Source organism: Pseudomonas putida (assembly GCF_050990305.1).
GTDB classification, from domain to species: domain Bacteria; phylum Pseudomonadota; class Gammaproteobacteria; order Pseudomonadales; family Pseudomonadaceae; genus Aquipseudomonas; species Aquipseudomonas putida_AH.
Genome location: NZ_CP158817.1, coordinates 291602 through 303504 on the forward strand (window position 1 = coordinate 291602; position 11903 = coordinate 303504).

Here is an 11903-nt window from a genome sequence, read left to right on the forward strand (position 1 = left end):
TTAAGCAGCCTCCACTCGCAGAGCGACCAGCGAGTCGCACCAGGCAATTACCTCGGCCTCGATCCAGACAGCGGACTTTGGCCCGAGCATTACCTGCTTGGGAAAGCGCCCAGCTGCAATGCGACGGTAAATTTCAGATGTGGAGAGAGTAGTCAGAGTCTTGACTTCGCCCAGCTTGATGAAGCGGCGGGGTTGTTCAATTGCGGGGGTGGAGTGTTCGGACTTGCGAATAGGGTGGGCTTGAGTTGCCATCGTCTGCGCCTCCTGGGGCGTTGTTGGTTACGATGGGTCAAATGTTCAGTGAAAGCCCTGTTGTTAAAAATCCTCTACCGTCACGTCAAACGAGATTTTCCTCGCAAAAAACGGGTTAGTCGTGACGTTAGAGGGGATTATCTCCCTGGCCGACTAGCGTGCTCTGGCACCTCTTTCTCTTTGAGCCACTTGACCAACTGTTCCGGTTTGCCAGGAAGGGCATCGTGGAAGCCTTCTTCTAGCAACGCTTTGTAAACCTTGTCAGCCATTTGGGAAATTCTGATCTTCTTGTCGATATCGGCAATCCATAAATCCTTCGCAATTTCCCAAGCCCTCTCTTTAGCCCTTGATTTCTTCTTTGGGGTGGCTCGACTGCGTTCGAGCTCTGCTACCTCGCACGCTATCGCGATTTTGTTGTTCAGCACAGCAAACACAAGAGCAGAAACGCCATCTGTCAGGCGAAGTGAGATTTCAGGAAAGATCATCATTAGTTTTTCAAATGTTGCAAAGGCGTCATCAAGGCACTCCTTGACGTTCGCTTCGCTGAGCTTATTTTCTAAGGAAAGCTCCATTAGTCTTTTCAGTTGTTGGAAACGCAAAGGGTCGCGCTGGCTTTGGGCCTCCGAAAACTCTTCAATCAGGCGATCCAAAGGCTCCATGAACTCGCGCTCGATCTTTGTGGGGTTTGTACTCATACAGCACTCCGAATAGAAACAACCTTAGCGCCGCCGCATAACGCATCGATGGAGTCGGCCCACGCTTGCATCATTTCCCGGCGTTGCTCGACATAGGCCGCATGGTTGTAGGTGCCGCGGATCTCGTCGCTGTCGCCATGGGCAAGCTGACGCTCGATCCAATCCTTGTTGTGCCCGCGCCCGTTCAACTCGGTGCTGAGCAGGTGGCGGAAGCCGTGGCCGGTCTGTCGGCCCTCATACCCGGCCAACCGCAAAGCCTTGTTGATGGTGTTCTCACTCATGGGGCGTTCAGGATTGGCGCCAGCAAAGACCAGCGAGTAACGCCCGGTGATTTCGTAGAGCTGGCGCAGGATGGCAACGGCTTGACGGGGCAAGGGGACGATATGCGGGCGACGGGCCTTCATGCGTTCAGCGGGTATCGTCCAGGTAGCTGCATCTAGATCGAACTCAGACCATGGCGCTTGGCGTAATTCGCCAGGGCGAACGGCTGTCAGCGTCAACAGTCGGATGGCGTGCCGGGTCAGGGTATGGATGTTTGCGGCATCGCACTTGCTCAGTAGCTCGGGCAGTTCGGCAAAGGTGACGTGCGGGTGATGGCGAGCGGCTTTGGTTGGTGCGGCCACTACGTTCAGATCGGTGGCCGGATTTACCTCTACGACGCCCTTGGCCAAGCCATAGCGAAAAATCTGATGTAGCCATTGGCGAATCTTACCAGCGGCATTGAGTGTGCCCCTTGCCTCGACAGTGCGCACTAGCTCAACCAGTTGGGGCCGGGTGATGGTTTTTATGGGGCGTGCGCCGATGCCGGGGATGATGTCGTTATCCAGATACAGCTTGGTTTTGTAGGCTGTGGCCTCTGCCCATCGTGGCGAGCTGTAGTCGTACCACTCCCGCGCCAGCGTCTCGAAAGTCAGCCCGTCGACCTTCTGAGCCTGTTTGGCGGCTTTTTTGTGTTCGCCGGGGTCGGTGCCTTCCGTAAGCAGTTGGCGGGCCTCATCGCGTAGCTGACGCGCCTTCAGCAGAGTGACAGCAGGGTATTTACCCAATGCCAACATTTTTGCGTTGCCGTTAAAGCGGTACCGGTACCGCCATAGCTTGGTGCCTGTCGATGCCACTTCCAAACATAACCCGTTGGCGTCCGTCAGCCGGTAAAGCTTGTCCTTCGGCTTGGCGGTGCGAATGGTGGTATCTGAGAGTGGCAAAGCAGCCTCCTTCTAGGCCGCACCGGGCGGGCATTTTGCCGCCGTGGTGTGAGTAGATTTCTAGACCGAACTGGATCTACTCACGAATCTACTCACATATGTTTGGGCTTACAAGGGAATGGTGGGGAACCATAGACAACAAAAAACCCGCACTAGGCGGGTTCTCTGTGGGCTTTCAGGTGTTGTTGGTACCACCTGAAAACGAAAGGTGGTGCCCAGAGACGGAATCGAACCGCCGACACGGGGATTTTCAATCCCCTGCTCTACCGACTGAGCTATCTGGGCAACGGGGCGCATTAAACGGGTTTTTCAGGGGGTCGTCAAGCAAGTTTTCAAAAAAAATTTAATTATTACCGTCGCTTACGATCCGACCCCCGCAAAAGCGGGTTATTCCGAAGGTGGTACGTAGCCTTCGGCCTTGGCGTAATCCTCGCCGGAGAAGTACTTGTCCATTTCGCCCTGAAGGTATTTGCGGTCTTCGGCGTTCATCATGTTCAGGCGCTTTTCGTTGATCAGCAGCGTCTGGTGCTTTTGCCAGTCGGCCCAGGCCTTGGCCGAGACGTGGTCGAAAATGTCCTGGCCTTTGGCGCCAGGGAAGGGCGCGCGCTCCAGGGCGGGCAATTCTTCTTTGTACTTGCGGCACATGATGGTGCGGGTCATGACGACTCTCCTGCGTTCAATACGACGGCCGCGCGTTCGAGCAAGGTTTTGACCGGGGCGGCGAGGCCCAGGCGCGGCGGGGTGGCGAGGTTATACCAGAGCCAGTCGGCCTCGGCCACGTGATGGCCGGTCTCCTGGACCTGAACCAGCCAGGGTTCGATGGACAACTGAAAATGGCTGAAGGTGTGTACCAGGCTCGGTAGGACCTGTTGGACGCCCAGCTCCAGCGAGTGCTGCGTAGCCAGATGTTGCAGGTCGTCGAGGTCGTCGAGTTCCGGCAGGCTCCAGAGACCGCCCCACAGCCCCGTGGAGGGGCGACGGTAAAGCAGGATCGCGCCTTCGCCGTTGGCAAGCATTGGCATCAGCGTGCGTTTCTGTGGGATGGCCTTGCGCGGCTTGGGAATCGGATAACGGGTTTCCAGTCCCAGCATGTGTGCTTCGCAGCCCTTTTCCAGCGGACAGAGCAGGCAGCTGGGTTTGCTGCGCGTACAGAGCGTCGCGCCCAGGTCCATCATCGCTTGGGTGTAGGCGTTGACTCGATCTTGTGGCGTGAAGCGCTCAGCGTTCGCCCACAGCTGTTTGGCGACCTTCGGCTCCCCTGGATAGCCCTCTTGTGCGGTAAAGCGCGCCAGCACCCGTTTGACGTTGCCGTCGAGGATCGGCGCGCGCAGACCCATGCTGATACTGGCAATGGCGCCGGCAGTCGACAGTCCGATGCCCGGTAGATCGGTGAGTTTTTCCACGTCACGGGGAAACTCGCCGCCGTATTGCTCGACGACGATCTTCGCGGTCTTTTGCAGATTGCGCGCGCGGGTGTAGTAACCCAGCCCCGTCCACAGGTGCAGTACTTCGTCTTCCGGTGCAGCTGCCAGGGCCTCGACCGTCGGCAGCGAAGCCATGAAGCGGTCGAAGTAATTGAGCACTGTGCTGACCTGGGTTTGCTGCAGCATGATTTCCGACACCCATACCCGGTAGGGGTTGATGTCCTGTTGCCAGGGCAAATCGTGGCGGCCGTGGCGGTCATACCAGTCCAGCACCGCCGTTGAAAACTGCTCGGCTCTCATCGTTTGAACAGCCCCTTGAGTGCGTCTTTGAGTTCCGGGCTGACCTTGTCGCCAAGTTTCTCGTCGATTTTCTCGCTGATTCGCTCGCCAGCCAGTTTGCTGGCGACCTGGCCCATGCGTTCGTTATCCAGTCGGCAGGCCTTGGCGCCCAGCTCCAGAGGGCCACGGCAACGCAATGGCCACTCGATGCCGACGAATTTCTCGCCCACCTGGCAGGCCGGGTCCGGCATGTCGCTCTTGTCGCCTTCGACGATGATGCCTACGCGATAGTCCATGCCCAGCACGCGCAAATCGACATCACCGTTGCCGTTGACGGTCATGCCGGGGATGCGCACTTTCAGGTCCGGGTTGCTGGCCACGCCGTTACGGAAATTAAGGTTGCCCCTGAGTTCCTGGAACGGCGTGTCCTTGCCTCGCGGTTCGCCACTGAGGGTTTTGCGGTTGAGCGTGGCGATGCCTTTGCACAGTTGTTGTTCGAGGTTGGCATTGAGCAGCACGCCGTTGTTGATGACGAAGCTGGCATTGCCATTGAGGGTTTCGATCAGCGCCTTCTGGCTGTTGCCGCTGCCGGTCAGGGTGCTGTTGAGCGTGACCAGGCCTTTGACCGGTGGATTTTTACCCTGGCTTTCGAGGATTTTCTCCGCCGGAACATGGTTGATCTGCGTCTGCATGTTCAACACAGGTGTCTGCTGACGCACATCGAGGGTGCCCTTGGCTTCGAAGTTGCCTTCGTACAGGTCGCCGCGCAGGTTCGCCAGCGTCAACAGCCCGCCTTGGCCAGTGGCCTTGAGTGCGGCGTTGTGGATTGGCAGTTTTTCCAGGGTCAACTGGCCGAAGGTCAGGTCGGCGTCCACATCCAGCTTGCTCAGGCGTTCCACTGGCAGCAGACGCTCATTGCTCCACGCCTCTTTGGTTGGCGCTGGGGGCAGTGGTGTACTGCCGGCGCCCGCCATGGCGTTGGCTTCGGTACTGGCGACTTCGGCCTCGCGCACCTGTTTTGCACTGTTGGCCTCGGCTGATTTCGGTGGCAAGTACCGATCGACGTTAAAGGTGTCGGCCTTGAGCGTGGCGCGCAGTGATTGTTTGGCGAAGTCCTCGACGGCGATGCGTCCGCTGAAAGTGCTGTCGTCGACCTTCAGGTTGATGTCATCCAGCGAAAGGCTGGTGGGGGTGCCGGCCAGGCGGCTTACCAGCTCGACTTTGCTCAGGCTGCCTTCGGCCATGGCCGGGAGTTTCTGGCCGATGCTGTCGACGAATTTCGCCAGGTCGAACTGGGCAATCGACAGGCCGCCGCTGACTTGCGGGGTCTTGTCGAGGTCATTGACCTTCAGTTCTCCCAGCGCGCGCAGTTGGTTGGCGGAGATTTTGATGCCGGTCCATTCGGCGACGTTGGCGGCCTTATCCAGCAGCAACTGCCCCTGAGCGGCAAAGGTCATGGTCTTGCCTTGCAGCGGATCGCCGGCAACTTCACCGGAGAGTTTCATGTCTTCGAGCTTGTAGCGCTGCAATGCACGCTCGTAACGCAGCTCTCCGTTGAGCTCGGTGCGTACCCGCAGAACCGGTTGGTTGGTACCCAGGAAAGCGGTGAGTTTGACCGGAATATTGGTGGAGTCATGCACCGGGCCAGTACTCAGTTGAATGCTTTCCGCGCTGAATTGCTTGCCGGTTTTCTCGTCGTTGTATTCGACGCGGGCGTTGTTGATCGTCAGGCTGTCGATGTCCAGGCGAACGGGTTGAGCCGGTTTTTCTACTTGAACGGTGGTCGACGGTTGAGGCTCGCCGGTGGCGGCCGCAGGGGTGCCTGCGGTGTTGGCAGGGGCCGGGACCTTGCCGATGTCTTCCCAATTGCCGTGGCCGTCCTTGTCGCGGTTCAGGCGCAGGTTCAGGCCTTCGACGCGCACGTCGCTCATCTGCACTTCACGACGCAACAGCGGTAGCACGCGGACCGACAGGCCGAGCATCTGCAGATCGGCGAACGGCTCGGCAGGCTTGGCCAGGGTCGCCACAGCAGCGTCGTGCAGCTCCAGGCCCAGCCACGGGAATAGGCTCCAGCCGATATCGCCATTGAGCGTCAGCTCGATGTGGGCCTTGTCGCGGGCAATCTGGCGGATCTCGTCTTTGTAGTCATTGGGATCGAAGAGGTGGGTCAGGGCGAAGCCCAGCGCCACAATGATCAGCAACAACCCGAGAAGTAGCAGACCCAGGATTTTGCCGAACGCTTTCATGGGCGAGTCCTTGTAGTTAGTCGAATTCGAAATTTAGCCGACGAGTATAGCGCCCCGAAACGAACGTTCGGTCAGCGATCACTCGGGCAGCGTGTCCAGTGGCACGTGTAACTTGGCTGCCAATGCTTGGGCTTCCAGGTGCCCGGCGGGCGCCAGCAGGCGCAACTTGGCGCCGGATTGCGCGGCCATGGTCTGAGCTTCTCGCACCAGGCGCTCCGCTACGCCACGGTGTCGGGTAACTTTTCGTACGCATAATTGGGACAGGTGCCAGACGTCCGCTTGCCGTTGCAGGCGAGCGGCGCCGAGCAACCGATCATTGAAGCGTCCTGCGATCAGCGAGCCTTCCATCAAACTTGTTTCAATCAGTTGCACGTCCCCTGTGAACGGTGCAAACAGCCATTCTGGAGCGTCGCGATAGATTTTCTGAAGATCTTGCTGATCCTGATCGGTGGCTTCTTTCAGCCATTCAACAACGATGGGCATGGGGCGTCCTGTGGGTGCGTGTAGGAGCTGCCGAAGACTGCAATCTTTTGATCTTGCTTTAACAATTCAAAATCAAAAGATCGCAGCCTTCGGCAGCTCCTACAAGTTTAAGAGATCAGATGACGTACAAAACGTGATGTCACTTTGGCTTTTCTGTCACGTGCAAATGGTAACCTTCAACCGTTCGTCGGTCCTTCTGTGATCCGATGTCGCACCAAAATGGAGCTTCACCCTGAAAAAGAACGGTCATGCCTGCGTGCATCAAGGCTGAGGGTGAGGATTGGCTGGCGAACCATACTAATAATTGGGGGATACACAATGACCACGAGTATCGCGGCGGACGGCTATGCCGACCAGCCCTCGTTCCTGTCCAAGGAGCGGATCATCGCCAAGCCCGGTTTTAACCGTTGGCTGGTGCCACCGGCCGCTCTGGCCATCCACCTCTGTATCGGCATGGCCTACGGCTTCTCGGTGTTCTGGCTGCCACTGTCCAAGGCGTTGGGTATCACCAAGCCGCTGGCCTGCGCGCCGGACATGAGCTTCATCGCCCAAGTCTTTTCTTCGCAATGTGACTGGCCGATCTCGATGCTCGGCTGGATCTACACCCTGTTCTTCATCTTCCTGGGCTGCTCGGCAGCCATTTGGGGCGGCTGGCTTGAGCATGCCGGGCCGCGCAAGGCTGGCGTCGTGTCTGCCCTGTGCTGGTGTGGCGGTTTGCTGATTTCGGCGCTGGGAATCTATACCCACCAGATCTGGCTGATGTGGATCGGTTCCGGCGTCATTGGCGGGATCGGCCTGGGCCTGGGTTACATCTCGCCGGTGTCGACCCTGATCAAGTGGTTCCCGGACAAGCGCGGCATGGCGACCGGGATGGCGATCATGGGCTTTGGCGGTGGTGCAATGGTCGGTGCGCCGCTGGCGGCTGCATTGATGAACCATTTCGGTTCGCCGGAAGGTGTCGGCGTATGGCAAAGCTTCGTGGCCATGGCTGCGATTTATTTCGTGTTCATGATCGGTGGCGCGCTGTCTTACCGCGTTCCACCAACCGGCTGGAAGCCTGAGGGCTGGACTGCGCCGGCGAAGAAAGCTTCGAACGCGATGATCACCCATCGTCACGTGCACGTGAACGTTGCATGGAAGACGCCGCAGTTCCGTTTGGTCTGGCTGGTGCTGTGCCTGAACGTATCGGCCGGTATCGGCATCCTCGGCATGGCTTCGCCGCTGTTGCAGGAAGTCTTCGGCGGCAAGTTGCTGGGCAATGACCTCGCTTTCGGTCAATTGGACGCTTCGCAACTGGCGTCGATCGCGGCGATCGCTGCGGGCTTCACCGGTTTGCTGAGTCTGTTCAACATCGGTGGCCGGTTCTTCTGGGCATCGTTCTCGGATTATCTGGGTCGCAAAAACACCTACTTCGTGTTCTTCGCCTTGGGTTTTGCACTGTACGCACTGATTCCGAACCTCGGTCATCTGGGCAACATCGCGCTGTTCGTGGCGGCGTTCTGCATCATCTTGTCGATGTACGGCGGTGGTTTCGCGACCGTTCCAGCGTACCTGGCGGACCTGTTCGGCACACAAATGGTCGGCGCGATCCACGGTCGTCTGTTGACCGCATGGGCGGCGGCGGGTGTGTTGGGGCCGGTGCTGGTGAACTACCTGCGTGAATATCAGCTGAGCATCGGCGTTGAACGTGCTGCGGCTTACGACATCACCTTGTACATCCTCGCGGGCCTGCTGGTGCTGGGCTTCCTCTGCAACCTGTTGGTGCGGCCGGTGGCCGACAAGTACTTCATGACCGAAGCTGAGCTGGCTGCCGAACAGGCGCTGGGCCATGACAAAGGTGCTGACAGCAGCACTGTGCTGGAGTGGAAAGCGGCAGCGGGTACCAAACCGCTGGCGGTGGCTGCCTGGCTGGTGGTGGGTATTCCGTTGGCGTGGGGTGTGTGGGTGACGCTGCAGAAGACGGCGGTGCTGTTTCACTAAAACACGCCGTGCCCGATCACTCGGGCACGGCGCTCTCCTGTAGGAGCATGGCTTGCCAGCGATGGCGGTGTGTCTGACTCACCGCGTAATCGTTCATCGCGAGCAAGCTTTGCTCCTACATGTCTTTACAGGTCTATCGTCGGTATCCAAGGATTCACTCCGTCAGCGATATCACCTCCCGTGTTTCTGTTTGGCGCCCGCACGCCTATAATGGCTGCCTTTTTCGCCCAATGATTTTGCGGAGCTGGTGATGGCCGAACGTAAGGCGTCTGTCGAGCGCGACACTCTGGAAACCCAGATCAAAGCCTCGATCAACCTGGATGGCACCGGAAAGGCCCGATTTGATATCGGTGTTCCTTTTCTTGAGCACATGCTTGACCAGATCGCCCGTCATGGGTTGATCGACCTGGATATCGTCAGCAAAGGCGACCTGCATATCGATGACCACCACACCGTGGAAGATGTCGGTATCACCCTCGGCCAGGCATTCACCCAGGCCATCGGCGACAAGAAAGGTATCCGTCGCTACGGTCATGCCTACGTGCCGCTCGATGAGGCGTTGTCGCGCGTCGTGATCGACTTCTCCGGCCGTCCCGGCCTGCAGATGCACGTTCCCTATACCCGTGCCACCGTTGGCGGCTTCGACGTTGACCTGTTCCAGGAGTTCTTCCAGGGCTTCGTCAACCACGCCAACGTTACCCTGCACATCGATAACCTGCGTGGCCACAACACCCACCATCAGATCGAAACCGTGTTCAAGGCTTTTGGCCGCGCGCTGCGCATGGCTGTGGAGCTTGATGACCGCATGGCCGGGCAAATGCCATCGACCAAGGGCGTTCTGTAATGCAGACAGTCGCGGTTATCGATTACGGCATGGGCAACCTGCACTCGGTGGCCAAGGCCCTCGAGCACGTTGGCGCCGGCAAGGTCCTGATCACCAGCGATGCGAACGTGATTCGCGAAGCCGACCGGGTGGTTTTCCCCGGCGTCGGTGCGATTCGCGATTGCATGGCGGAGATTCGTCGCCTGGGTTTCGATTCGTTGGTACGTGAAGTGAGTCAGGATCGTCCATTCCTTGGCATTTGCGTCGGCATGCAAGCCTTGCTCGACACCAGCGAAGAGAACGATGGCGTTGACTGCATCGGTCTGTTTCCGGGGGCTGTGAAGTTCTTCGGCAAGGATCTGGTCGAGGATGGCGAGCATCTGAAGGTCCCGCACATGGGCTGGAACGAAGTGAAGCAGACGGTCAAACACCCGCTGTGGCACGACATTCCGGACATGGCGCGCTTCTACTTCGTGCACAGCTACTACATCGCTGCCGCCAACGCGCGTCAGGTGGTGGGCGGCGGCCATTACGGCGTCGATTTCGCCGCAGCGCTGGCCGATGGCTCGCGTTTCGCCGTGCAGTTTCACCCCGAGAAGAGCCATACCCATGGCCTGCAACTCTTGCAGAACTTCGCGGCGTGGGATGGTCGCTGGTAAATGGCCGTCAAGAAATCCAAACCGCCGATCCTGACCCTCACTCCTGAACAGGAACGTGAGGCCAATCAGAAAATTCAGCGGTTCATGGAGGACCGTTTCGAACTGGACCTGGGTTCGTTCGAGGCGGGGGAAATTCTTGAGCTGTTTACCCGCGAAATTGCTCCGCACTATTACAACAGGGCGATTTTCGATGTGCAGGCGCACCTCAAGGAGAGGTTCGAAAGCATCGAAAGCGACCTGTGGGCGCTCGAGAAAAACTGATTTCCGAGCCAAGCTGAACATTCAAATTTGAAGGTTTGCCAGATGCTGATTATTCCCGCTATCGATCTTAAAGACGGTGCCTGTGTTCGTCTGCGCCAGGGCCGCATGGAAGATTCCACAGTGTTCTCCGATGATCCGGTGAGCATGGCTGCCAAGTGGGTGGAGGGCGGTTGCCGTCGTCTGCATCTGGTCGACCTGAACGGCGCATTCGAAGGCCAGCCGGTCAATGGCGAAGTGGTCACCGCCATCGCCAAGCGTTATCCAAACCTGCCGATCCAGATCGGCGGCGGTATCCGTTCGCTGGAAACCATCGAGCACTATGTGAAAGCGGGCGTGAGCTACGTGATCATCGGCACCAAGGCTGTTAAAGATCCGGCCTTCGTCGCCGAAGCCTGCCGTGCGTTCCCGGGCAAAGTGATTGTCGGCCTGGACGCCAAGGACGGTTTCGTCGCCACCGACGGCTGGGCTGAAATCAGCACCGTGCAAGTGATCGACCTGGCCAAGCAGTTCGAAGCAGACGGTGTGTCCGCTATTGTTTATACCGACATCGCCAAAGACGGCATGATGCAGGGCTGCAACGTTCCGTTCACCGCAGCGCTTGCTGCCGCAACGTCGATCCCGGTGATCGCTTCCGGCGGCATCCACAATCTGGGTGACATCAAGACGCTGCTCGACGCCAAGGCGCCAGGCATCATCGGCGCGATCACCGGGCGCGCGATCTACGAAGGCACCCTCGACGTCGCCGAAGCGCAAGCTTTCTGCGATTCGTACAAAGGCTGAGGACTGACCATGGCGCTGGCCAAACGCATCATCCCTTGCCTGGACGTGGACAACGGCCGGGTGGTCAAGGGTGTGAAATTCGAAAACATCCGCGATGCCGGTGACCCGGTGGAAATTGCCCGTCGTTATGACGAGCAGGGTGCTGACGAGATTACCTTTCTCGACATCACCGCCAGCGTCGACGGTCGCGACACCACGCTGCACACCGTCGAGCGCATGGCCAGCCAGGTGTTCATTCCGCTGACCGTTGGCGGTGGTGTGCGCACCGTGCAGGACATTCGTAACCTGCTCAATGCGGGGGCGGACAAGGTGTCGATCAACACCGCTGCCGTGTTCAACCCGGAATTCGTCGGCGAAGCGGCGCAGCATTTTGGTTCGCAGTGCATCGTTGTCGCTATCGACGCGAAGAAGGTTTCCGGTCCAGGCGAAACCCCTCGCTGGGAAATCTTCACCCATGGCGGGCGCAAGCCGACCGGTCTCGACGCTGTCGAGTGGGCGAAGAAGATGGAAGGCTTGGGCGCCGGCGAAATCCTGCTGACCAGCATGGATCAGGACGGCATGAAAAACGGCTTTGACTTGGGCGTCACCCGTGCCATCAGCGATGCGCTGGGCATTCCGGTGATCGCTTCCGGCGGCGTCGGCAATCTGCAGCATCTGGCTGACGGTATCCTCGAAGGGCACGCGAGCGCAGTGCTGGCGGCCAGTATTTTCCACTTCGGCGAATACACCGTTCAGGAAGCCAAGGCTTATATGGCCCATCGCGGAATCGTGATGCGTTAATCATTCCGATGCAGGCCAGTGGACATCATGGCGGGCTCA

At 58.7% G+C, this 11903-nt stretch carries 13 protein-coding genes and 1 tRNA gene; 6 read left to right on the forward strand and 8 right to left on the reverse strand.

Annotated features, from left to right (window positions below; translation table 11 throughout):
• The 8 genes from ABTV22_RS01385 to ABTV22_RS01420 form a co-directional block, all read right to left on the reverse strand.
• Positions 1-252: a helix-turn-helix transcriptional regulator gene (locus ABTV22_RS01385; RefSeq protein WP_433738213.1), complete on the reverse strand. Its 252-nt coding sequence runs from the start codon at positions 250-252 to the stop codon at positions 1-3.
• A gap of 137 nt (positions 253-389) precedes the next feature.
• A complete protein-coding gene (locus tag ABTV22_RS01390) occupies positions 390-947 on the reverse strand; it encodes a hypothetical protein (RefSeq protein ID WP_433738214.1) in 558 nt (185 codons plus the stop codon).
• Complete coding sequence (locus ABTV22_RS01395) at positions 944-2149, reverse strand: tyrosine-type recombinase/integrase (protein WP_433738216.1); 1206 nt, start codon at positions 2147-2149, stop codon at positions 944-946. Before ABTV22_RS01395 ends, ABTV22_RS01390 begins: the two co-directional genes overlap by 4 nt.
• Positions 2150-2358: 209 nt before the next feature.
• A tRNA-Phe gene (locus tag ABTV22_RS01400) sits at positions 2359-2434 on the reverse strand.
• A 102-nt stretch (positions 2435-2536) separates the two neighbouring features.
• Positions 2537-2809 carry an oxidative damage protection protein gene (locus ABTV22_RS01405; protein ID WP_057397205.1) on the reverse strand — a complete coding sequence of 91 codons (273 nt, stop codon included), beginning with the start codon at positions 2807-2809 and terminating at the stop codon, positions 2537-2539.
• On the reverse strand, positions 2806-3873 hold the full coding sequence (mutY, locus tag ABTV22_RS01410; protein ID WP_433738217.1) for an A/G-specific adenine glycosylase: 1068 nt from the start codon (positions 3871-3873) through the stop codon (positions 2806-2808). The genes ABTV22_RS01405 and mutY overlap by 4 nt, the downstream gene beginning before the upstream one ends.
• Positions 3870-6098, reverse strand: coding sequence for an AsmA family protein (locus ABTV22_RS01415; RefSeq protein WP_433738218.1), 2229 nt, complete (start codon positions 6096-6098; stop codon positions 3870-3872). Before ABTV22_RS01415 ends, mutY begins: the two co-directional genes overlap by 4 nt.
• A 78-nt stretch (positions 6099-6176) precedes the next feature.
• Entirely contained in the window at positions 6177-6581 is a 405-nt protein-coding gene (locus ABTV22_RS01420) for an acetyl-CoA sensor PanZ family protein (protein WP_433738219.1), read from the reverse strand.
• Positions 6582-6899: 318 nt separating this feature from the next.
• On the opposite strand from ABTV22_RS01420, the gene ABTV22_RS01425 reads away from it, so the two are divergent.
• The 6 genes from ABTV22_RS01425 to hisF all read left to right on the forward strand — a co-directional run bounded on the left by ABTV22_RS01425 (position 6900) and on the right by hisF (position 11864).
• Entirely contained in the window at positions 6900-8561 is a 1662-nt protein-coding gene (locus ABTV22_RS01425; RefSeq protein ID WP_433738220.1) for an OFA family MFS transporter, read from the forward strand.
• Positions 8562-8811: 250 nt separating this feature from the next.
• The gene (gene hisB, locus ABTV22_RS01430; protein ID WP_024778052.1) at positions 8812-9405 is read left to right on the forward strand and encodes an imidazoleglycerol-phosphate dehydratase HisB; all 594 of its coding nucleotides are present in this window, start codon (positions 8812-8814) and stop codon (positions 9403-9405) included.
• Entirely contained in the window at positions 9405-10043 is a 639-nt protein-coding gene (gene hisH, locus ABTV22_RS01435; RefSeq protein ID WP_433738221.1) for an imidazole glycerol phosphate synthase subunit HisH, read from the forward strand. Before hisB ends, hisH begins: the two co-directional genes overlap by 1 nt.
• Entirely contained in the window at positions 10044-10304 is a 261-nt protein-coding gene (locus tag ABTV22_RS01440; RefSeq protein WP_433738222.1) for a DUF2164 domain-containing protein, read from the forward strand.
• 42 nt (positions 10305-10346) lie between these two features.
• Complete coding sequence (gene hisA, locus ABTV22_RS01445) at positions 10347-11084, forward strand: 1-(5-phosphoribosyl)-5-[(5-phosphoribosylamino)methylideneamino]imidazole-4-carboxamide isomerase (RefSeq protein ID WP_110965891.1); 738 nt, start codon at positions 10347-10349, stop codon at positions 11082-11084.
• Positions 11085-11093: 9 nt separating this feature from the next.
• On the forward strand, positions 11094-11864 hold the full coding sequence (gene hisF, locus ABTV22_RS01450; protein WP_007897430.1) for an imidazole glycerol phosphate synthase subunit HisF: 771 nt from the start codon (positions 11094-11096) through the stop codon (positions 11862-11864).
• Positions 11865-11903: the final 39 nt, after the last annotated feature.